This window comes from Streptomonospora sediminis, assembly GCF_054778995.1.
On sequence record NZ_BAAGYZ010000047.1, the window covers coordinates 18475 to 38996 of the forward strand.

A 20522-nucleotide genomic window follows, 5' to 3' on the forward strand; every position below is an offset into this window, starting at 1 on the left:
CGGTGGTGCACCGGGTACCCGCGGTCGGGGTGGGTGGGGTTCGCTGCGTTAGTTGAAGATGCGCAGGTCGGTGATGGTCCCGCTCGCGACCAGCGCGACGTACAGGTCGGTGAGGACCAGGGTGCCCAGAGTCACCCATGCCCACAGCATGTGCCTGCCGTTGAGCTGGGAGATCCGGCTCCACAGCCAGTAGCGCACCGGGCGCCCGCCGAAGCTGTTCAGCCGGCCGCCGAAGACGTGCCGGCAGGAGTGGCAGCTCAGCGTGTAGGCCCACAGCAGCACGACATTGGCGATGAGGATGAGGTTGCCGATCCCGATTCCGAATCCGCCTTCGCGGCCGTGGAACAGCGCCAGCGCGGCGTCGTAGGTATTGATGAGCGAGATGGCCACGGCCGCGTAGAAGAAGTAGCGGTGCAGGTTCTGGCCGATCATCGGGAAACGGGACTCGCCGGTGTAGCGGCCGTGCGGTTCGCGCACGGCGCACGCGGTGGGTGCCTGCCAGAAGGCCCGGTAATAGGCCTTGCGGTAGTAGTAGCAGGTGAACCGGAACAGCAGCAGGAACGGCAGGGTGAACAGCGCGTAGGGCAGGAACCAGGGGAACTCCCAGGGGAGCGTGCCGAAATGCGCTGACTCGGGAACGCAGGAGGCCGACAGGCACGGCGAGTAGAACGGTGTCAGGTAGCCGAACTCGCCGACCCAGTAATGGTCCTGCTGGAGTACGCGGGCCAGGCCGTAGACCAGGAACGCGGTCAGCCCCAGCACCGTCCATACCGGCCCGGACCACCAGCGGTCGGTGCGCAGGGTCCGGGCGGATATACGGGGGCGCTTGAGCCCGGCCCGCTCCGGCGGGGGAAGCGTCGATGTCATTTCGCTGCATCTCCATCTTGGCGCGAGCGGCCCCGGTAATGGCGGAGCGCGGGGCGCGCAGGCCGCTCCCGCAGCCGTCTGATCAGGCAGTGCGGATGTGCTAGGGGTGCCACGTTAAGCCGGACCGATCACAAATTCAGCTCGAAATTCCCGCGAAATGAATGTGAAAAATACCACTGAGCCTATTTCGGGTCTGTGGGTTTATGGAAGAGTGCGGGAGAATGTGGGCTTTTGCGAATTAAATGGCCTTTTGTGGCGCCTGTGGCGTCATGCCCGCTATGCGAAGATAAGCCCAGCCTTCATGAAAAAAATTTATCGCATTTCCCGCCGATGCGGCGCAGCCGAGCACCGCCCGGCCGCGCGGCGCCCCGCAGCGCGCGGTCAGGCCGGGCCGTGCGGCCCGGCGGGCCCGGAGAAAACCCGGCCAGGGCCGGTCAAGGATGCAGCGCGGCGATGACCTCAAGATCCTCGCCCAGGTCGTCGCGCGTCATGTGGGTGAGGTAGGTCATGAGGTGGCGCCGGAAGGCCCGCGCGGTGTGGGAGGGATCGACGTCCTTGCGGTGGGCCAGCGCGATGGTGCGCAGCAGCCGCGGCTGCGCCAGCGGGGTGCCGCGCAGCCCCGGCCGGTTCTTCAGCACCATGCTGGGCACCACCGCGATCCCCAGCCCGGCCTCGACGAAGCGCAGCACCGCGTCCATCTCGCCGCCCTCGACCGCCAGCCGCGGCTCGAAACCGGCGGCGCGGCAGGCGTGCAGGGTCGCATCGCGCACGTCGTAGCCGTGCCGGAACATCACCAGCGGCCGGTCGCGCAGGTCGCTGATGCGCATGCTCGCGCGCTGGGTGGGCGGCGGGGATTCGGCCGCATGCACCACCACCAGGTTCTCCCGCAGGATCGGGGTCGTCACGAACGCCGGGTCGTTGCTCTGCAGCGGCAGGATGATCAGCGCCAGATCCAGCTCCCCGTGGCCCAGGGCGCGGATCAGATCGCGCGAGCCGCTCTCGTCCACCTGCAGTTCGATCCCTGGGAAGCGGTCGTGGAACCCCGACAGCACCTCGGAGAGCAGGCCGGCGCAGAGCGATGGCGTGGCACCCAGGCGCAGCCGCCCGCGGCGCATGCCGGCCAGCTGCTGCACCTCGTGGCGCGCGGTCTCCATGTCGGCGACGATGCGCTGGGCCAGCGGAAGCAGTGCTTCACCGGCCGGTGTGAGTGTGATATTTCCCCGTGCCCGGCTGAACAGGGAGGCGCCCAGCTCCTCTTCGAGGTTGCGGATCTGCCGGCTCAGGCTGGGCTGGGCGATGCGCGAAACCTCGGCTGCACGGGTGAAATGGCGTGCCTCGGCGACCGCGAGGAAGTACTCAAGCTGCTGGAACTGCATGACCATAGCCTAGAGCTATCGACACCAGCACTCTGATGACTTAGACGTTCTTCTTTATCAAGTCTTAAAGTGACGACTTGTGGCGAACAGTACCCTGACCAAGCAGCGATCGGAGGCACTCGGTTCCACGGTGGCCCTCAAGTCCGCGATGGCGGTCACCGGCGTAATCCTTGTGCTGTTCCTGATCCTCCATATGTACGGCAACCTCAACGTGTTCGCGGGCCAAGAGGCCTTCGACAACTACTCCCACCACCTGCGCGAGCTGGGCGAGCCCATGCTTCCGCACGGCGGCGCGCTCTGGATCATCCGCGTGGTGCTGCTGGCGAGTGTCCTCATCCACATCTACGCGGCGGTTGTGCTGTGGCGGCGGGCGGGCCGCGCACGCCCGGTGCGCTACCAGGTGAACAAGCGGGTGCAACGCAGCTACTCGTCCTACACGATGCGCTACGGCGGCGTGCTGATCGCGCTGTTCACGATCTTCCACATCCTGCATCTGACGACCAACGACATCCACCCCGGGGGCGCTTCCGACAGCCCCTACGAGCGGTTGGTCGCCGGCTTCCAGCCGGAGTTCTGGTACGTCACGCTGTTCTACGTACTCGCCGTGGTCGCTGCGGGCTTCCATATGCGCCACGGCATTTTCAGCGCGCTGACTACGCTGGGCGCCAACCGGCAGAGCCGGCAGCGCGCGCTGAACATCATCGCGACCGTGATCGCGGTAGCCCTGACGATCGGCTTCCTGCTCACGCCGCTCTCTGTGACTCTGGGGCTGGTGGAATAACATGACCGACCTGTACACCGAAGGCGCCGAAATCAGCGACACCAAGGCCCCCTCCGGGCCCGTCGCCGAGCGCTGGGACAAGCGCCGCTTCTCCGCCAAGCTGGTCAACCCCGCCAACCGCCGCAAGCTGTCGGTGATCATCGTCGGCACCGGCCTGGCCGGGGCCTCGGCGGCCGCGACCCTGGGCGAGGCCGGCTACCACGTCAAGTCCTTCTGCTACCAGGACAGCCCGCGGCGCGCGCACAGCATCGCAGCGCAGGGCGGCATCAACGCGGCCAAGAACTACCGCAACGACGGCGACAGCATCTACCGGCTGTTCTACGACACGGTCAAGGGCGGCGACTTCCGCTCGCGCGAATCCAACGTCTACCGGCTCTCCCAGGTCAGCGTCGAGATCATCGACCAGTGCGTGGCCCAGGGCGTGCCCTTCGCGCGCGAGTACGGCGGCCTGCTGGACAACCGCTCCTTCGGCGGCGTCCAGGTGTCGCGGACCTTCTACGCCCGCGGCCAGACCGGCCAGCAGCTGCTCATCGGCGCCTACCAGGCCTTGGAGCGCCAGGTCACGGCCGGCACCGTCGAGATGAACACCCGCCACGAGATGCTGGAGCTGATCGTCGTCGACGGCCGGGCGCGCGGCATCGTCGCCCGCGACATGGTCACCGGCGAGATCGAGACCCACTTCGCCGACGCCGTCGTGCTCTCCACCGGCGGTTACGGCAACGTGTTCTACCTGTCGACCAACGCCATGGGCTGCAACGTCACCGCGTCCTGGCGGGCGCACCGCAAGGGCGCGCACTTCGCGAACCCCTGCTACACCCAGATCCACCCGACCTGCATCCCCGTCAGCGGCGACTACCAGTCCAAGCTGACCCTGATGAGCGAGTCGCTGCGCAACGACGGCCGCATCTGGGTGCCCAAGGAGGGCGGCGACACCCGCGACCCCCGCGAGATCCCGGAGGAGGAGCGCGACTACTACCTGGAGCGCACCTACCCCGCCTTCGGCAACCTGGTGCCGCGCGACATCGCCTCGCGCGCGGCCAAGAGCGTCTGCGACGAAGGCCGCGGTGTCGGCCCCGGCGGGCTGGGTGTCTACCTGGACTTCGCCGACGCCATCAAGCGCATGGGCCGCCCCGCCGTCGAGGCCAAGTACGGCAACCTCTTCGACATGTACCAGCGCATCACCGGCGAGAACCCCTACGAAGTGCCGATGCGCATCTACCCCGCCGTGCACTACACCATGGGCGGGCTATGGGTCGACTACGACCTGCAGAGCTCCATCCCGGGCCTGTTCGTGACCGGCGAGGCCAACTTCTCCGACCACGGCGCCAACCGCCTGGGCGCGAGCGCGCTGATGCAGGGGCTGGCCGACGGCTACTTCGTGCTGCCCAACACCATCAACGACTACCTCGCCGCCGGGCCCTTCGACAAGGTCGACGAGAACAACCCCGAGGCCAAGGAGGCCGCCGAGGCGGTGCGCGCCCGCATCGACAAGCTGCTGTCGGTCAACGGCGACCGCACCGTCGACTCCTTCCACAAGGAGCTCGGCCACATCATGTGGGACTACTGCGGCATGGAGCGCAACGAGGAGGGCCTGCGCAAGGCCATCGAGCGCATCCGCGAGCTGCGCCAGGAGTTCTGGCAGAACGTCCGGGTCCTGGGCACCAACGAGGAGCTGAACCAGGCGCTGGAGAAGGCGGGCCGGGTCGCCGACTTCTTCGAGCTGGCCGAGCTGATGTGCATCGACGCACTGCACCGCAACGAGTCGTGCGGCGGGCACTTCCGCTCCGAGAGCCAGACCGAGGACGGCGAGGCACTGCGCCACGACGACCAGTACGCCTACGTCGCCGCCTGGGAGTTCGGCGGGACGGGCGAGCCGCCCACCCTGCACAAGGAACCCCTGGAATACGAGTACGTCGAGATGAAGCAGCGGAGCTACAAGTGAACATCACCCTGCGCGTTTGGCGCCAGAAGGGCCCCGACGACAAGGGTCGGATGGCCGCTTACAAGGTGGAGGACGTATCGCCCGACATGTCCTTCCTGGAGATGCTCGACGTCCTCAACGAGCAGCTCACCATGGACGGCGAAGAGCCGGTGGCCTTCGACCACGACTGCCGCGAAGGCATCTGCGGCGCCTGCGGCGTGGTCATCGACGGCGAGGCGCACGGACCCGAGACCACCACGACCTGCCAGCTGCACATGCGCAGCTTCTCGGACGGCGACACCATCACCGTCGAGCCGTGGCGGGCCAAGGCGTTCCCGGTGATCAAGGACCTGGTCGTTGACCGCAGCTCCTTCGACCGGATCATCCAGGCCGGCGGCTACATCAGCGCGCCGACCGGCACCGCGCCCGACGCCCACGCCGTCCCGGTGCCCAAGGCCGACGCCGACCGCGCCTTCGACTCGGCCACCTGCATCGGCTGCGGCGCGTGCGTGGCCGCCTGCCCGAACGCCTCGGGCATGCTGTTCACAGCGGCCAAGGTCACGCACCTGGGCATGCTGCCGCAGGGCCAGCCCGAGCGCGAGGCCCGCGTCATCCAGATGGTGAACCAGCACGACGAGGAGGACTTCGGCGGCTGCACCAACATCGGCGAATGCGCCGCGGTGTGCCCCAAGGGCATCCCGCTGGACACGATCTCGCAGCTCAACCGCGACCTGCTCGGGTCGCTGAGCAGCAGCAAGCCGGAGTAGCGGCGGCGGCCCCGATACCGCGGGCCGCACCCGCAACGATCCGCGCAGCGGGCCGTCCTGTACTGCAGGGCGGCCCGCTGCGTGTTGCACGGCCCAAAGCCCAGGCTCAGGGGCGCTGGCCGAAGACGTGCGCGCGGACCCAGGCGTGCATGGCGATGGCGGCGGCGGCCCCGGCATTGATCGAGCGGGTGGAACCGTACTGGCCGATGGACAGCACGGACTCGCACACCGCCCGGACCTCGGCGGACAGGCCGGGGCCTTCTTGGCCGAACACCAGCACGCAGGCGCGCGGCAGCGGATAGGTCTCCAGCGGCACGGCCCCCGGCAGGTTGTCGATCCCGATGACGGGAAGCTCGTGCTGCTGCGCCCACGCCACCAGGTCAGCGGTGCCGGTGTGGTGGTGGACGTGCTGGTACCGCTCGGTCACCATGGCCCCGCGGCGGTTCCACCGGCGCCGGCCAACGATGTGCACCGCCGCCGCCTGGAAGGCGTTCGCGGTGCGCACCACCGAGCCGATGTTGAAATCGTGTTCCCAGTTCTCCACGGCGATGTGGAAGGGGTGCCGCTGGGTGTCGAGGTCGGCGACGATCGCCTCGCGGCGCCAGTAGCGGTAGCGGTCGACCACGTTGCGCCGGTCGCCCTCGGCCAGCAGCTCGGGGTCGTAGCGGTCGTCCTCGGGCCACGGGCCCTGCCACGGGCCCACACCGACCTCGGTGCGTGCGGGGGCCTCCGCAGGGGCCGCGGCCGCCGGGGAGTCCGGCGGCCCGCCGGAGGTGCCGGCGGCCGGATCGGCGGCGGAGGTTTCGGGGAGGGCCTGGTCGGTCACGGCCCCCAGCTTAGGTGGGATACAACGACCGCCCGCCGCCCGCCCGTTCAGCGGTCCAGGTTGATGCCGCCGTGGATGTCGCGGGCCTGCACCACGTTGCCGCTGATGTCGCCGTGCACGATGTTGGCGACCCCGCCGTCGCCGGTGCTGAACTGCTGCCGCAGCTCATCGGTGAGTTCGCGGATCGCGGGATCGGCGGCGGCTGCGGAGTCGAGGTGCCCGGCCAGGACCTCGACGGCCTCGACGTCCTCGTAGTCGGCCTGGGCCGCGGCAAGGGCATCACCGGCCTCGGGCTCGGCCCGGAAACGCTGGATCACCGCTTTGCGCAGATTGCGCAGCGTGGAGGTGGCGTTCTCGGCCAGCGGTTCGACGGCCTTGCCGGCGACAGCGGCGGCGATGGCGATGAGAACCTGGTCGACCACAGGACCCTCCCGGGCGTCAGTGAGTGAGTGGGGCGCGCGACCATCCTCCCGGATGGCCGGTGGCTACGCCAGCGCCGGCCGGGAAACGGGCGGCCCTGCGTGCGCGGGGATTCCGCCCGCCCCGGCGGCTCGGCGCGGCCCCGTGTTCGCCCGGGCACCGGTGGCGGCCAGGGATCAGGTGCGGGACTTGTACCGGCCGACGATGCGCTTGACCTTGCGGCGTGCGCGCTGCGCGGTGCTGCGGGGCGACACGACCCTGCGGTACTCGGCCATGCGCTGGCCGCGGGGGTGCCCCCACTCGCCGAGGTTGCGGAACCGCCAGCCGGCCACCCCTGCCGCCCAGGCCAGGTCCTCGGGCCGGTACTGGAAGGGGTCCTGCTCGGGATAGCGCTTCTTGAACGGCTTGTCGAAGGGCTCATCGGCGGGAGCCTCGAAGAAGGTGGCGTAGAACCGCCCGCCGGGCGGCATCACCTTGGCCACCCGGTACAGGCACAGCCGGATGTGGTTCAGCGGAAGGTGGGTGAACACCGACTGGGCGAGCGCGAACGGGAACTTCACCCCGAAGTTGCAGGCGAACCGGTCGGTGACGCGCAGGTTGGCCGCAGGCAGGCGGTCGGTGAGCCCGGCGGCGGGCAGCTCGTGCTCCAGCCCGGCCTTGACCAGCGCGGAGTCGACGTCGATGCCGTAGTAGTTGCCCGGTTCCAGGTACCGGATGAAATGCAGTCCGCCGCGCAGGGAGCCGCAGCCCACGTCGAGCAGGTGCGACTGGGGAGTCAGCCCCTGCTGCACCAGGAAGTCGAACTGCAGCTGGCCGATCTCGTCCCAGTAGGCGCCCACTTTCTTGCGGTGCACCCCGGCGGCGATCTCCTCGGCGGTCAGTTCGGCGGTTTGGCCGTAGTTGTTGATGGCGCCTTTCGGCGGCTTGGGCATGCTCACCTTCTTACGTTCATCGACCGGCCGGCACTCGCGGCTGTGCGGTGGCCCTGGTGGTGAACAGGACCGGCCGGAACCTGGGCAGGCCGGAAACCTGGGAAATTCCTGTGAATCCTGAGTGTAGTCTGAACGTGCGCCGGGCCGGGTGAGTTCCCGCTACTCCGCGGCGATTGGCGCATGCCGGATCCAGATGCCGCGGCCGCTTGGCGTTATGCCACCCAAAGAACTGAAACGATTGCGGAGAGTAATGGTCTTTGGGCTGCCAAACACCCCGGCACGCTGCGGGCCGGGGCGTCGCGGATCGGCCGCGCGGCCGGGGTGCGTTGCCGGGGCCGTGCTGCCTTGGCGGTTACTGCCGGGAGGCTTTCCGGCTATTGGCGGGGGCGGCCGGAGGCGCCGCCGGAAAAGGCGGGCGGCGCCTTACTCTGCTGCGCCCTGCTCCGCTGCGGCGTGCTCGTTTGTGCGGCGGCGACGCAGTAGCAGGGCCGCAATGCCGCGCCACCCAAGCATTGCCGCGCCGAGGAAGGCCATCGTCACCAGTCCGAACGACCACTCGGCCTCGTTGCCCGTCGCCGAGCGCAGTTGCAACGCTCCGCCGCCGGCCACCAGCCAGACGAGCCACCCGCAGGACACCACCACCTTCGGGCCGCGCCACGGCCGCCACGGCAGGGTGACCACCCATCCGCCGGCCAGTGACACAAGGAACGGCCAAGAGGTGAGCGCCACTCCGGAAGGTGCCAGCCCTTCCCCGTGGTTCATGCGGCCGATCACGACAAAGGCGAGTACGCAGACCAGATCGAGCAGGACGGCGACCGGAATGAAACGCATGGTGGGAGTTTAGTGGCATTCCGCAACCGCGCCCGCACGCTCCCGGCTCCGCTCCTCCCCGGGGGGAGCCGGCCGGCGTACTGGGGTATGGATGCGGACGGTATACGCCGACCGGCCTCGCGCACCCGGGCGTTGCAATGCGCGAGACTCCGGCACCCTGTTCGGTGCCGGAGCGCTGGTGAAGCCGCTGCGTTGGGGGTGCCGCGGCGGGAGCGCCGCTCTCGGCTTTCGGTGTGTCCGCGCCCGGCACCTGCGACAAATCGGGCCCCAGTGGACTGTTCATCGCATTCCGCCGCGCTTTACGAGAAGCTTAACTTGTGAGTAGGTTCACTCCGAACTCGTCCAGAATCGGATTTACCGGCTGGAAGTAGGTCGTACCGCCCTGGGTGCAGTCTCCGGTGCCTCCGGAGGTCACGCCCTGCGCCTGCTCGCCGCTGACCCAGGAACCGCCGGAGTCGCCCGGCTCGGCGCACACGTCGGTGCGGGTCAGCCCTTCGACGGTGCCCTGCTCGTAGGCGACCGTCTGGTTCTTGGCGCCGATAGTGCCGCAGTGCCACCCCGTTGTGGAACCGGACCGGCAAACCGAGGCGCCCTCGATCGCCTCCTCGGAGCCCGCGACGCTGACCGTGCCGCCGTCGTGCTTGCTGACCGCGGGCATGGGCGTCCACGAGCCGTCCGTCTCGACGGCGGCCATGTCCGAGCCCGGGAAGACCGAATCGGTGACCGTGCCCGAACCGCTGCCGTCCTCGCTGGAGACGGCGCTTCCGGCAGGGCCGCAGTGCCCGGCGGTGATGAACCCGATCGCGGTGGCGAAGCCGACCGAGCACCGGCTGCTCCCGTCGACGTAGTAGGCGCTGCCGCCGACGACGTCGGCATAGGTACGGGGCTCCCGCTCGGTCTCTTCGACGCGCACGAGGCCGGGATCGACCCCGGCCTCCGCGACGAAGTCCGCGGCCGCGGACCGTGCGCCCGCCTTGTCCGCCAGCACGGTGAGCACGACCTCGTCGCCGCCGGTGCTGGGGTACCAGCCGGTGACGCCCGCGGGGGCGTCGGTGCCCGCGCCGTCGAGGTCGTCGACCGCCTTGTTGAGCACCTGTTCTCCGTGGCGCACGAACCGCGGGGTGGCGCCGGCGTCGCGGACGCGGTCGAGTGAGCCGCGGTCGGTCACCGCGATGGTCAGTTCGCCGCTTTCGATGTCGAAGCGGCTGCCGGCGAAGTCGCCGCCGAGTTCGTTGCGCAGGTCGTCGGCTGTCGCGCGTGCGTCCTGCTCGTCTTGCATAAGGGCGGTCGCCTCGCCCTTTGTCAGGCCGAGGTCGCGCTTGAGGGCGTCGAGTTGGGTATCGGCGTGGGAGGCGTCTTCTGAGGAGGTGAGGGAGACGGACTCGGGGGCGGGGCGCTCCTCGTCGGCGACCGTGGTGGCTCCGGCGACGACCAGCCCGAGAGCGGCGGCCGTGCTGGCGAACGCCCAGATCAGGGGGAACTTGCGCACTGCTGCTCTTTCATACAGGGAAGCGGGGGAGTTGGGGGGATGGGACCCCCGCCAACGAGCGGGGACTCAACGGGGGTCCCGGTCTCCGGCGGCCGCGCGCAACGGGAGAGGGACACAGGGCCGCCGGTAGTGCACACCGAACTTTCGGTGAGCATTCGGAAACCATAGGTCATCAGCGACGCTCGGCGACAGGTGACATGAAACATCTGCACATCACTCGATGTCGCGATTCCCGCGGTTCACTCGGCACAACAGTAGCCACACAGTGCCCGCCCGGCGTCCGAATGCCCCAGTGACCGCGCATCGCCGCGGCATCGGGCCGGTCCGGTGCATGGTCACCAAGGGTTGCCGCAACCCCTAATCATGGCCGGATCCGGCCAGGTTCACATGTCAACCAGTTGGGAAATAGGCCGAACCAATCGCCGTCCAGGGGTGGCACGGCGTTTCCGGCGGCCTGCTCGCCGCGGGTCCGGTGCCCTACCGCCCGTTACTCGCCCGCCCCGCTGTCCGGAGCCTCCGCCCCCGGGCTGTGGACGCCCAGCGACGTGCGCAGGAACTCGACCTGGAGCAGCAGCAGGTTCTCGGCCGTGGTCTCCTCCGAAGCCATGTGGGTGATGCCCGACAGCGGCAGGACCGTGTGCGGGCGGCCCGCGGCCAGCAGGGCACTGGACAGCCGCTGGGTGTGTGCGAAGACGACGTTGTCGTCGGCCAGGCCGTGGATGAGCATCAGCGGGCGGTTGGGCGCGGCCCAGTCGGCAAGGGCCGAGGAGCGGGTGTAAGCATCGGGGTGGTCCTGCGGCGTGCCCAGGTAGCGCTCGGTGTAGTGGGTGTCGTACAGGCGCCAGTCGGTGACCGGGGCACCGGCGACCGCGGCGTGGAAGACCTCGGGGCGGCGCAGCACGGCCAATGCCGCCAGGTAGCCGCCGAACGACCAGCCGCGGACCGCGACCCGCGTGAGATCCAGGCAGCCGAAACGTTCGGCGGCATCGTGCAGCGCCGCCACCTGGTCGTCGAGGACCGGCTCGGCGAGATCGCCGTGGACGGCCTGCTCCCATTCGACGCTGATACCGGGCGTGCCGCGGCCGTCGGCGATCACCACGGCAAACCCCTGGTCGGCGAACCACTGCGAGGTGAGGTAGGCCGACCGGCTGCGCACCACCCGCTGGGCGTGCGGACCGCCGTAGGGGTCCATCAGCACCGGCAGCCGCACACCGGAGCCGGGGTCGTACCAGGACGGCAGCACGAGCGCCGCCGGGATCCGCCGCTCGCCCGCAGCCCAGAAGCGGACATCGGGACGCGGCAGATCGGGGGTGTGCGCCAGGCTCGCGATCTCGCCGGCGGCGCGGTCGAACGCGACGCCGTTGCCCGTGCCGTTGTGGTTACCGCTGCCGCCGCCCGCCGCGCCCTGCGGGCCCGCGGGCACGCGGAGCAGGAAGGTCCGCACGCCGTCGGTGTCCATGCCGCGCCGCTGGACGACAAGGGTGCCGCCGCGCAGCCGGCCGGAGAGCACGCCGCCCGCGCCGGCGCCCGGGGCGCCGCCGGCCGCTCCCGCGGCTCCGGGGACATCAACGGGCACGGTGGTGCCGGCCCTTGCATCGAGCAGCCACAGCCCGACCTCGCCGGGCCGGCCGGCCGGCGAGGCGGAGTACAGCACCCGGTCGCCGTCGACGTCGGCGACCGACCGCAGGTACCCGCCGTCGGGCGGGCCGGATTCGCGCCCGCCGACCAGCAGCACCCGGCGGGAGCCGCCCTGCCCTGGTGCAGCGCCCCCCTGCCCATCACCGCCGATCCACACCAGATCGCCGCCCGCGGTGAAGGCCGGCACACCCGGCATGATCTCGACCCAGGCGGGATCGGTCTCGGATTGCAGAACGCGGGCCTCGCCGGTGCGCGGATCGGCGCGGAACAGTGTCAGCGTGCGCTGGTCCCGGCTCTGCGCGGTGAAGACGACCTGCTGTTCCTGCTGCTCTTGCTGGTCTTGATCTTGGTCCTGTTCCTGCCGCTGCCCGCGGGCAGCGGCCCCCTGCCACCCGGCGCGGGCAAGGTAGGGCAGTGCCGCGCGGTCCCACTCGATCCAGCGCGGTTCGGCCGTGCCGGTGCCCTCAAGGCCCAACACCGCCAGCCGGACCTCGGCGTTGGGGGTGCCCGCCGCCGGATAGCCCATGGTCTGCGCCGCGGAACCGGGGTTGGCGGGGTCGCTGATGGTCCAGCGGGCAACGGGGGAGTCGTCGACCTGCGCGGCCAGCACCGCCGAACCGTCCGGCGCCCACCACAGCCCCCGGTACCGGCTCATTTCCTCGGCGGCGATGAACTCGGCCAGCCCCCAGGCGGTGCCGTCGCCGGGTTCGGCGAGTACCCGGTCGGGGCCGCCATCGGTGCCGACAACGTGCAGTGCACCGCCGCTGACGTAGGCCACGGCACCGCCCTGCGGCGAGATCGCGGGGTCGACCACCGGTGCGACCGCCGCCTCGACCTCGCGGGCACCTCCGCCGCCGTCCAACTCGACGGTGTAGAGGCGCCCCGACAGGCTGAACGCGGCGCGGGTGAAGCCGCTGTCGATCGTGTAGGAGACGATGCCGGCGCCGGTTTCGCGCAGGCGTTCGCGCCGGGCGCGTTCCTCGGGGGGCAGGTCCTCGCTGCCGGTGCCGGCCGTGCGCGGGTCGGCGACCACCTGTTCGGCTCCGCTGCCGAGGTCGCGCACCCACAGGCAGGCGGCGGGGTCGTCGCCGTGCCTGCCGCGCAGGAACGCCACGCGGCCGCCGTCCGGGGAGATCTGGAATGAGCGCGGCACGCCGATGGTGAAGCGCCGTGTGCGGGCCTGTTGCCGAGGAAAACTCATGGGTCGATTGTGGCTCATCGCCCCGGCCGGACGCGGCCGCCGTCCCCAGGCGCTGCGGCGGGCGACATCGCCGCCCATGGCGCGCGCAGCCGCGTCCGGGCCGGTGACCGGGGTATCGTCCAGAACATGAACGATCGGCGACTGCTGCTGGTGCATGCCCACCCCGACGACGAGAGCATCGTCACCGGCGCCACCATGGCCAAGTACGCGGCCGAGGGCGCCGAGGTCACCCTGGTCACGTGTACGCGCGGCGAGGAGGGCGAGATCATCCCGGCCGGCCTCGCCCACCTGGCCCCGGACCGCGACGACACCCTTGGCGAGCACCGCATCGGCGAGTTGGACAAGGCCTGTGTCGCGCTGGGGGTGCGCGACCACCGCTTCCTCGGCGGCGCCGGGCGCTACCGCGACTCCGGGATGATGGGCGCCGCCACCAACGACCGCGCCGGCTGCTTCTGGCAGGCCGACCTGGACGAGGCTGCGCACCGGCTCGCGATGATCATCCGCGAGGTCCGCCCCCACGTCGTGGTCACCTACGACGACAACGGCGGGTACGGCCACCCCGACCACATCCAGGCGCACCGGGTCACCGTGCGCGCGTTCGACAAGGCCGCCGAGCGCGCCCTGCCCGGGGCACCGTGGCAGACCCGCAAGCTCTACGCCATTGCCCAGCCGCAGTCGCTCCTGGACGAGTCGGTCGAGCGGCTGCAGCGCAGCCCGGGACCGTTCCGCGCGCCCCGATCGGCCGACGACATCTCGCCGGGCACGCCCGACGACCACATCACGGCACGCATCGACGCCGCACCGCACTGGGCGGCCAAGACCCTGGCCATGCGCGCGCACGCCACCCAGATCAGCGTTGAGGGCGAACTGTTCGCGCTGTCCAACGGGATCGCCCAGGAGATCCGGGCGGTGGAGTACTTCACGCTGATCGGCGGATCCGCGGCCCGCCGGGGCCGCGGCGGGTTCGAAACCGACCTGTTCGCCTGAGCGCCGCCCCGCCCTTCATCCCGCCCGATCACCCGGCCGCCGCAGCAGTCCGGCGGCCGTCCACCGCTCCACCACCCCAGGAGAACCCCGCCGTGCCCGCACCGCAGCCGACACCCGCCCTGCAGCCCTCGCCCGGCGCCCGCGCGCAGGCGGCCGCCCGCGCCGCCGGCCCGGTCGTGACCGGCCTGGCCTATGCGGTGCTGCTCGTGACGGGAACGGCCGTGGGCTTGGGCGGGTCGGTGATGGCGGGGTGGCTGTCCTACCTGTGGCGGGCGGGCATGGCAGGGCAGGCCGCCGCTTCGGTGGCGCTGCTGGCCGTTGTCGCCGTCCTCTTCGCCGGCTGCCGCGCAGCGGGCTGGGGGATGGGCACCCGGCTGGGCGCCGGACTGCCGGCGCTGGGCTGGGCCGGCGCGGTGTTCTCGCTGATCGCGGTGACCTCCGGCGGCGACATCGTGCTGTCCTCGACCGTGATCGACTACTGCTACCTCTTCGGCGGTCTCACCGCCGTCGGCTTGGCGGTCGTGCTGAGCGAGCCCGCCGCCTGAGCGCCCGCCCGCGCGGCGGGCTCCGCGGCCCGCCGCCGGAGCGGTGGAAAGGTTCAGGCGGCCCAGAACCGCAGCAGGATCTCGCCGAACCCGACGTCCATCTGGGTCAGCCCGACCGCGGCAAAGGCCTCGGTCACCAGGCCGGGCACCGCCACGTTCACGGCCGGCACCCACAGCACCGCGAACACGGCGATGACACCGAACACCCCCCACGGGCGCACCTTTTCGGCCCAGGAACCCGGCAGGTAGGGCGCGATGACGCCGAAACCGTCCAGGCCCGGGATGGGCAGCACGTTGACGAGTGCGGCCGTGAGGTTGAGGTAGCACAGGTACATCAGCCCACCGATCATCCAGTTGTCGGTGAACATGCCCGCGGGCACCAGCAGGGCGACGGCGGCGATCCCCGCTGCGGCCAGTACCAGGCTGATTCCGATGCCCCCGGCGGCGGCGAGGCTGCGCCGGGCGCGGCTGGGCACGGCCGCGGGGTCCAGGTACGTGGCGGGTCCGGTCAGGCCGATACCGCCGAGCAGCAGGAAGGCCAGCGGCATGATCAGGCTGGAGAACAGCTCGCTGAAGCGGAAGGGGTTGAGCCGCAGGTAGCCGCCGCCGCGCAGCGACCGGTCGCCGAAGCGGTACGCGAGCACGGCGTGGCCGAACTCGTGCAGGCAGACCGAGACGATCCACCCGGCCGCGATGAAGACGAAGGGCAGGTAGACGGTTGCGTCGTCACCGGTCCAGTCGATCTCGGCGCGGGTCCAGGAGAACCACCCGGCCAGGCCGGTGATGCCCAGCAGCAGCACGAACACCGGGCTGGGCAGCAGGTCGGCGGCCGAACGGGCGCGGTCGCCCCCGCCGGCCCCGGCTGCGGACCCGTCGGCGCCCCCGCCGTTCCCGGGTTCACCGGCCGCCTCGGTCGTCAGGGTGCCGGTGTCCTCGGCGGCGTCTTGACGCGGCGCAGCGGCCTCGTCGCGGTCGGTGGGCTCAGGCGCGGACATGGTGCTCCAGCTGAAAACGGCTCGCGCGGACAGGGTGCACGGGGGATCGGCGGCGGTGCGCCGTAACCAGGCTAGGCGCCCTCCGGCGCAACCGCGCACCGGGCCGCTCCGGCGCTGCCCTGGTGCGGCGGGCGTTTTTATCCGGCCGGAGCCTGACCGCATCCGCCGGGCGGCACCGCGCGGCACCGGATGCGCACGGGCGCCCGGCTACAGCGACGTGGGCGGGGCGGTCGCCGACAGGTGCATGGCGGTGAGCGCGAACGCGTGTCCGGCCTTGGTGAGCTGGTGGTGCCCGCCTTCGCCCAGTAGGTCGCCGCCCACGACGAAGCCGAGAGTCTCCAGCAGCCAGGTGACCGTGATCAGCACCGAGCCCACCTGCTGGGTATCGGGCAGCCGCCCGGAGGAGTCGCTGCCCCAGCCGGCGTCGGCCAGCACCAGGCGGGCTTCCTCGGCGATGTCGGTGCAGGTGGTGCGGGCGTGGCTGCCGGTGGAGCGGGACGACCGCGACAGCAGCAGCCCCAGCAGGGTCTCGATGGCGGCCTGGGCGAAACCGTCGGTGTCGAGCACGCTCTCGGCAACGGCGCGCCACAGCGCCTCGGTGTCGTTGTGCAGCAGCCGCCCGCGCCGGGTCAGCACCAGGCGCCGCCCGGACCGGCGCACCGCGCGCATCGTGCGCAGCAGTTGGTGCAGCGCGATGAGCTGGGTGGCGTCGGTCTCGCTGCGCGGCGGGGAGGGCGAGGTGGACCAGTCGAACTCGGCGCAGAGTTCGCGGACGACGGTGGGGGAGATGTAGCCGATCTGGGTGAGGCCGATGCCGTCGTCGGCGTAGTCGAGCAGCCGCACCACCGGCGCCAGCGCGGACGCGGCGTTGGGCGGGGTTTCGGCGCCGGTGATGAGCTGGCCCAGCAGTGGCCACAACCGCTGCCGGTGCGGATGCGAGGGCGACGCCAGCCACGCGCGCAGGCGTTCCTCGCGCACCCGGTCGAGCCGGCTGCGGCCCTGCGGGTCGGGCTGGGTCAGAAAGGCCCGGGTCTGCCGCTGCTGGGAGTCGCGCCAAGCAGGGGTGCCCGGTTGCAGGTCGTCCAGTGCCAGCGCGAGTTCCAGCGACGCCGACGTGGCCTGGTAGGCCGAGATCTCGGCGGAGCCCAGGGTGCTGCCCCAGGTGAGTTCGGGCAGGTCGGGCGGCTCGACACCGGAGGCGCGCATCGCCCGGCGGTAGGCCTGGGCGCCGGAGTCGTGGCTGATCCGGTAGTTTTCCAGGATCTCGCGGGTGCGGCGGCTGGTGCAGATGGCGGCATAGCGGTCGAGCCCCAGCAGGGTGAACAGCCGCCCCAGCGAACGGGCCGCGAACAGGCGCTCGGCGGAGTCGGTTGAGAACCGCACCGGCAGCACGCGCCAGCAGAACTCCTGCACGGCGTGCTGGGTGAGGGCCTCAAGGTTGCGGCCGTCGGTGAGTGTGGAAAGCGCGGTCTCGGCGACCTGGGCGGCGCGGGAGTCGGCGCGGGCGAGCTGGGCGAGGGCGGAAGCGACGGTCTCCTGCATGGCGTGAACTCGCCACCTCCCCCTTCAACTTCAGCGGCGGGCCGATCCCGCAGGGCAGCCCGGGTGCGGCATACCGCAGGCCCTAGCCGTCGGCCGCCGGTGTGCCAGTGCCCCGCCTGCGCGTTGGCGGTTGCTGCGGCACAATACGGCTTGCGACGACATCTGCGGCGGTGACCTTTGTCACACTTCCGTCGCGCTTGCGTATGCGTATCAGGCCGTCCTGCCAGGATTCCAGGACTCCGACGATATCCCGGAAGCCCCCGCCAGGCAGCCGCAGGCGCACACTGGCGCGCCGACCGACGTGGTCGGGTGTGGCCTCAGCGGCCATTCGCGCGGCGAACCCCATGGGACCGACCCCCAATTACGCGGAAAAGCCCGGTGGGCGCAATACTGGAAAGTGCGAATCGTGTGTCAGACGCCCGGCGGATCCGCAGCCGGACTCCCGGCATCGCCCAGGCTATGTCACAGCGGAGACACTTACGCGCGGTCAACGTGGCGAAGACCGAGGAGGAGTACGACGTGACCTACGTCATCGCGCAACCCTGCGTCGATGTGCTCGACAAGGCATGCATCGAAGAGTGCCCGGTCGACTGCATCTACGAGGGCAAGCGCATGCTCTACATTCACCCGGACGAGTGCGTCGACTGCGGCGCCTGCGAGCCGGTGTGCCCTGTGGAGGCCATCTACTACGAGGACGACCTTCCGGAGCAGTGGTCGGAGTACTACAAGGCCAACGTGGAGTTCTTCGATGAACTCGGCTCCCCCGGAGGCGCCTCGAAGGTAGGCCAGCTCGACACCGACCACTCTGTGGTGGCCAAACTGCCTCCGCAGGCCGAGGGGTAGGAACCCGGCCGTGCGCGCGCTCGGAGCGGCCGCGCGCACGGCGGCCCGCTTTGCTGCGGCGCGCACCCCGCGCCGCAGCTCCGCCCGCCGGTACCGGCAGGCGTTCGCCGGGCCGCGGCCGGTGCGTGTCGCTCGACCGGCGCGCCGCGGGGCGGCGATGATGGAGGGATGGACGCGATGGCCGACCGCAGGCACGTGGCAGACAGGCTGCCGACCTTTCCATGGGACCGGCTGGCCCCCCACAAGGCCACCGCCGCCGCCCACCCCGACGGCGCCGCCGATCTTTCCGTGGGCACACCGGTCGACTCCGTGCCCCCGCCCGTGCGCCAGGCACTGGCCGCAGCAGCCGATAGCCCCGGCTATCCCGCCACCTACGGCACTCCCGAGCTGCGTGCGGCGGCCGCCAACTGGCTGGCCCGCCGCCACGGGGTCAGCGTCGAACCCGCGGCGGTGCTGCCCACGGTCGGCTCCAAGGAGTTCGTAGCCTGGCTGCCCACCCTGCTGGGGCTGGGCGCGGGCGACACCGTCGTCTACCCCGAACTCGCCTACCCCACCTACGACATCGGCATCCGCATGGCCGGAGCCGAACCGGTGGCCGCCGACGGCCTGACCGCGCTGGGCCCCGCACCGGTGCGGCTGGTGTGGATCAACTCCCCGGCCAACCCCACCGGCCGGGTGCTGGGCGTGGAGCATCTGCGCAAGATCGTCTCCTGGGCCCGCGAGCGCGGCGCCGTGGTCGCCTCCGACGAGTGCTACATCGACCTCGGCTGGGAGGGCCCGGAGCCCGTCTCGGTCCTGCACCCCGATGTCTGCGGCGGCTCCCACGAAGGGCTGCTGGCGCTGCATTCGCTGTCCAAGCGCTCCAACCTCGCCGGGTACCGCGCGGCCTTCGCAACCGGCGACCAGGCGCTCGTCGACGAACTGCTGGCGGTGCGCAAGCACCTCGGCATGATGATGCCCGGCCCCGTGCAGACCGCAATGCGCGCCGCGCTGGACGACGACGACCACGCCCGCGCGCAGAAAGCGCGCTACGCCGCGCGCCGCACGGCGCTGCGCACCGCGCTTGAGACCGCCGGCTGGCAAATCACGCACTCGCAGGCCGGGCTGTACCTCTGGGCGGCCCACCCCGAGCACGACGCCTGGGATTCGGTGGCGCTGCTCGCCGAACACGGCATCCTGGTTGCCCCCGGCGACTTTTACGGTCCCGCAGGGGCGGGCCACATCCGCGTGGGCTTCACCGCCACCGACGAACGCGTGGCCGCCGCCGTGAAACGGCTGGGCGAGCTGGCCTGAGCCGGGCCGAGGCCGTAACGGGAACCAGCGCCGGCCCGCAGTGCCCGCCGGCAGCGCCTGCGCGGCACAGGCTTGGCGAAACGCACGTCTGCGCCGGTCCGCCCGCCGGTTGAACCGCCCGGCAGCCGCGGCACCGCCCGCAGCCGCCTCCCGGCGCCCGCCCGCTTGCCTGCGGGGCGGCGCCGGGAGGCGTACGGCGGTTACTCCAGTACCACCTCGCCGCGCGGTGCGGCGTCGGGGACCGTCTGCCAGCCCTGCTTGCCGGCCTTGGCCTGCCAGCGCTGGTCCTCGTAGGTCACCGAGCTGATCCCGTACTCCTTGGCGTTGGCCACCGCCCACTGCGCCATGGCCCAGCCCAGGTCGCCGGTCTGCAGGCTGCCGCTGGGCGGCACCTCGCCGGGGTCGGCACCGAAGACCCGCTGCATCTCCTCGCGGGCGCCGTCGAGGTCGGCCTTGCCGACACCGTTGGGCAGCACACACGACAGAGCGGGCCCCGAAGCGCCCGTGAACGCGTCGGCCATGGTCTCGGACCGCTTCACGTGCTGGTCGTAGGCGAAGCCGTCAGCACTGCGCTGCACCGCCTGGGCGGCTTCATAGACCGGGATTTCGTTGTAGGCGTTGAGGTCGACGAGCTTGTCGTAGAAGGCATCGGCGGCGTAGACGGGGTCCATCAGCTCGTCGGGCTCGCCCCACCGCTGCGACGGCCGCTGCTGGAACAGCCCGACCGAGTCGCGGTCGCCGTAGTCGATGTTGTAGAACTTCGACTCCTGCCAGACCGTGGCGTAGGCGACCACCACCGCGTGCCGGGCCAGGTCGCGGCTGAACGCCACACCGCTGATGGTGGCGGCGTTGGCCGCCTGGTCGGGGTCGAGTCTGTCCTTGCCGCCGGAGCCGGTGCTGATGGTGCACGCCTCGACGGGTTCGGGTTCCTCGACTTCCAGCGGCTCGATGGAGGACAGGACGTAGTACCCGCCGCCGACCAGCGCACCGCAGACCACCGTCAACGCGAGAAGGATCTTGAAGAAGGCGGAGACTTTTCGCTGCTTTCGAGGCACAGGCAGACCGTAGGGGTTGGGGGCGCCGCGCGCCCGGTGCTGGCAGGACGGGACCCCGGCGGATGCCCGCCGGGGGCGGATGGCCGCGCGCGGGCCCGGTGTTCCTCACGCATGGTAGTCCGTACGGGTGAATGGGCGGCATGTGTCGCTCTGGGTGAACGGGCGTGCGCATTCGGGGCAGCGGCGGGCCGATGGCCGAGCGCGGGGCCGGTG

The 20522-nt window shown here is 71.0% G+C and carries 19 protein-coding genes; 7 read left to right on the forward strand and 12 right to left on the reverse strand.

Annotated features, from left to right (window positions below; translation table 11 throughout):
• Nucleotides 1–48: 48 nt before the first annotated feature.
• Together ACYVD5_RS11440 and ACYVD5_RS11445 are read right to left on the reverse strand one after the other, a co-directional pair.
• The gene (locus ACYVD5_RS11440; RefSeq protein WP_461000961.1) at nucleotides 49–867 is read right to left on the reverse strand and encodes a hypothetical protein; all 819 of its coding nucleotides are present in this window, start codon (nucleotides 865–867) and stop codon (nucleotides 49–51) included.
• A gap of 434 nt (nucleotides 868–1301) precedes the next feature.
• Nucleotides 1302–2243, reverse strand: coding sequence for a LysR family transcriptional regulator (locus ACYVD5_RS11445; RefSeq protein ID WP_461000962.1), 942 nt, complete (start codon nucleotides 2241–2243; stop codon nucleotides 1302–1304).
• A gap of 79 nt (nucleotides 2244–2322) precedes the next feature.
• On the opposite strand from ACYVD5_RS11445, the gene ACYVD5_RS11450 reads away from it, so the two are divergent.
• From ACYVD5_RS11450 to ACYVD5_RS11460, 3 genes are read left to right on the forward strand one after another with little or no spacing between them, the layout of a single operon-like run.
• Nucleotides 2323–3024 (forward strand): succinate dehydrogenase cytochrome b subunit, encoded by a 702-nt coding sequence (locus tag ACYVD5_RS11450; RefSeq protein WP_461000963.1) that lies wholly within the window; start codon nucleotides 2323–2325, stop codon nucleotides 3022–3024.
• A gap of 1 nt (nucleotide 3025) precedes the next feature.
• Entirely contained in the window at nucleotides 3026–4966 is a 1941-nt protein-coding gene (locus ACYVD5_RS11455) for a fumarate reductase/succinate dehydrogenase flavoprotein subunit (RefSeq protein ID WP_461000964.1), read from the forward strand.
• The gene (locus ACYVD5_RS11460; protein ID WP_461000965.1) at nucleotides 4963–5712 is read left to right on the forward strand and encodes a succinate dehydrogenase/fumarate reductase iron-sulfur subunit; all 750 of its coding nucleotides are present in this window, start codon (nucleotides 4963–4965) and stop codon (nucleotides 5710–5712) included. The genes ACYVD5_RS11455 and ACYVD5_RS11460 overlap by 4 nt, the downstream gene beginning before the upstream one ends.
• 106 nt (nucleotides 5713–5818) lie before the next feature.
• On the opposite strand, the gene ACYVD5_RS11465 is transcribed toward ACYVD5_RS11460, so the two are convergent.
• The 6 genes from ACYVD5_RS11465 to ACYVD5_RS11490 all read right to left on the reverse strand — a co-directional run bounded on the left by ACYVD5_RS11465 (nucleotide 5819) and on the right by ACYVD5_RS11490 (nucleotide 13049).
• Nucleotides 5819–6415: a TrmH family RNA methyltransferase gene (locus ACYVD5_RS11465; RefSeq protein ID WP_461000997.1), complete on the reverse strand. Its 597-nt coding sequence runs from the start codon at nucleotides 6413–6415 to the stop codon at nucleotides 5819–5821.
• Between the two features lie 170 nt (nucleotides 6416–6585).
• Nucleotides 6586–6960, reverse strand: a complete 375-nt coding sequence (locus tag ACYVD5_RS11470; RefSeq protein WP_461000966.1) for a hypothetical protein — start codon at nucleotides 6958–6960, stop codon at nucleotides 6586–6588.
• Nucleotides 6961–7134: 174 nt separating this feature from the next.
• Nucleotides 7135–7890 carry a class I SAM-dependent methyltransferase gene (locus tag ACYVD5_RS11475; RefSeq protein ID WP_461000967.1) on the reverse strand — a complete coding sequence of 252 codons (756 nt, stop codon included), beginning with the start codon at nucleotides 7888–7890 and terminating at the stop codon, nucleotides 7135–7137.
• Between the two features lie 423 nt (nucleotides 7891–8313).
• Nucleotides 8314–8721: a DUF3054 domain-containing protein gene (locus tag ACYVD5_RS11480; protein WP_461000968.1), complete on the reverse strand. Its 408-nt coding sequence runs from the start codon at nucleotides 8719–8721 to the stop codon at nucleotides 8314–8316.
• Nucleotides 8722–9031: 310 nt separating this feature from the next.
• Nucleotides 9032–10210, reverse strand: coding sequence for a S1 family peptidase (locus ACYVD5_RS11485; protein WP_461000969.1), 1179 nt, complete (start codon nucleotides 10208–10210; stop codon nucleotides 9032–9034).
• Between the two features lie 487 nt (nucleotides 10211–10697).
• Nucleotides 10698–13049: a prolyl oligopeptidase family serine peptidase gene (locus tag ACYVD5_RS11490; protein ID WP_461000970.1), complete on the reverse strand. Its 2352-nt coding sequence runs from the start codon at nucleotides 13047–13049 to the stop codon at nucleotides 10698–10700.
• A 126-nt stretch (nucleotides 13050–13175) separates the two neighbouring features.
• Between ACYVD5_RS11490 and mshB the strand changes: the two genes are divergently transcribed.
• Complete coding sequence (mshB, locus tag ACYVD5_RS11495; RefSeq protein WP_461000971.1) at nucleotides 13176–14036, forward strand: N-acetyl-1-D-myo-inositol-2-amino-2-deoxy-alpha-D-glucopyranoside deacetylase; 861 nt, start codon at nucleotides 13176–13178, stop codon at nucleotides 14034–14036.
• A 92-nt stretch (nucleotides 14037–14128) separates the two neighbouring features.
• Nucleotides 14129–14581 carry a hypothetical protein gene (locus ACYVD5_RS11500; RefSeq protein ID WP_461000972.1) on the forward strand — a complete coding sequence of 151 codons (453 nt, stop codon included), beginning with the start codon at nucleotides 14129–14131 and terminating at the stop codon, nucleotides 14579–14581.
• A gap of 53 nt (nucleotides 14582–14634) precedes the next feature.
• On the opposite strand, the gene ACYVD5_RS11505 is transcribed toward ACYVD5_RS11500, so the two are convergent.
• From ACYVD5_RS11505 to ACYVD5_RS11515, 3 genes are all read right to left on the reverse strand, one after another.
• Nucleotides 14635–15576, reverse strand: coding sequence for a site-2 protease family protein (locus tag ACYVD5_RS11505; protein ID WP_461000973.1), 942 nt, complete (start codon nucleotides 15574–15576; stop codon nucleotides 14635–14637).
• A 207-nt stretch (nucleotides 15577–15783) separates the two neighbouring features.
• Nucleotides 15784–17118: a hypothetical protein gene (locus ACYVD5_RS11510; RefSeq protein WP_461000974.1), complete on the reverse strand. Its 1335-nt coding sequence runs from the start codon at nucleotides 17116–17118 to the stop codon at nucleotides 15784–15786.
• Between the two features lie 82 nt (nucleotides 17119–17200).
• Nucleotides 17201–17464 carry a putative acetyltransferase gene (locus tag ACYVD5_RS11515; RefSeq protein ID WP_461000975.1) on the reverse strand — a complete coding sequence of 88 codons (264 nt, stop codon included), beginning with the start codon at nucleotides 17462–17464 and terminating at the stop codon, nucleotides 17201–17203.
• 173 nt (nucleotides 17465–17637) lie between these two features.
• Here ACYVD5_RS11515 and fdxA point away from each other — a divergent pair, with 173 nt between their 5' ends.
• Nucleotides 17638–17961: a ferredoxin gene (gene fdxA, locus ACYVD5_RS11520; protein WP_461000998.1), complete on the forward strand. Its 324-nt coding sequence runs from the start codon at nucleotides 17638–17640 to the stop codon at nucleotides 17959–17961.
• A 177-nt stretch (nucleotides 17962–18138) separates the two neighbouring features.
• A complete protein-coding gene (gene dapC / locus ACYVD5_RS11525) occupies nucleotides 18139–19254 on the forward strand; it encodes a succinyldiaminopimelate transaminase (RefSeq protein ID WP_461000999.1) in 1116 nt (371 codons plus the stop codon).
• Between the two features lie 200 nt (nucleotides 19255–19454).
• Here the strand turns inward: dapC and ACYVD5_RS11530 are convergent, their stop codons facing one another.
• Nucleotides 19455–20309 (reverse strand): hypothetical protein, encoded by an 855-nt coding sequence (locus tag ACYVD5_RS11530; protein ID WP_461000976.1) that lies wholly within the window; start codon nucleotides 20307–20309, stop codon nucleotides 19455–19457.
• Between the last annotated feature and the right edge of the window lie 213 nt (nucleotides 20310–20522).

Excerpts from the sequence above, each read along its gene's own strand:
- ACYVD5_RS11455 (WP_461000964.1), top strand. The coding sequence starts at position 3,026 with ATGACCGACCTGTACACCGAAGGCGCCGAAATCAGCGACACCAAGGCC.
- ACYVD5_RS11475 (WP_461000967.1), bottom strand. The coding sequence starts at position 7,890 with ATGCCCAAGCCGCCGAAAGGCGCCATCAACAACTACGGCCAAACCGCC.
- dapC (WP_461000999.1), top strand. The coding sequence starts at position 18,139 with ATGGCCGACCGCAGGCACGTGGCAGACAGGCTGCCGACCTTTCCATGG.
- ACYVD5_RS11510 (WP_461000974.1), bottom strand. The coding sequence starts at position 17,118 with ATGCAGGAGACCGTCGCTTCCGCCCTCGCCCAGCTCGCCCGCGCCGAC.
- ACYVD5_RS11490 (WP_461000970.1), bottom strand. The coding sequence starts at position 13,049 with ATGAGTTTTCCTCGGCAACAGGCCCGCACACGGCGCTTCACCATCGGC.
- ACYVD5_RS11515 (WP_461000975.1), bottom strand. The coding sequence starts at position 17,464 with ATGGGGTTCGCCGCGCGAATGGCCGCTGAGGCCACACCCGACCACGTC.
- ACYVD5_RS11445 (WP_461000962.1), bottom strand. The coding sequence starts at position 2,243 with ATGCAGTTCCAGCAGCTTGAGTACTTCCTCGCGGTCGCCGAGGCACGC.
- ACYVD5_RS11480 (WP_461000968.1), bottom strand. The coding sequence starts at position 8,721 with ATGCGTTTCATTCCGGTCGCCGTCCTGCTCGATCTGGTCTGCGTACTC.
- ACYVD5_RS11505 (WP_461000973.1), bottom strand. The coding sequence starts at position 15,576 with ATGTCCGCGCCTGAGCCCACCGACCGCGACGAGGCCGCTGCGCCGCGT.
- ACYVD5_RS11440 (WP_461000961.1), bottom strand. The coding sequence starts at position 867 with ATGACATCGACGCTTCCCCCGCCGGAGCGGGCCGGGCTCAAGCGCCCC.
- mshB (WP_461000971.1), top strand. The coding sequence starts at position 13,176 with ATGAACGATCGGCGACTGCTGCTGGTGCATGCCCACCCCGACGACGAG.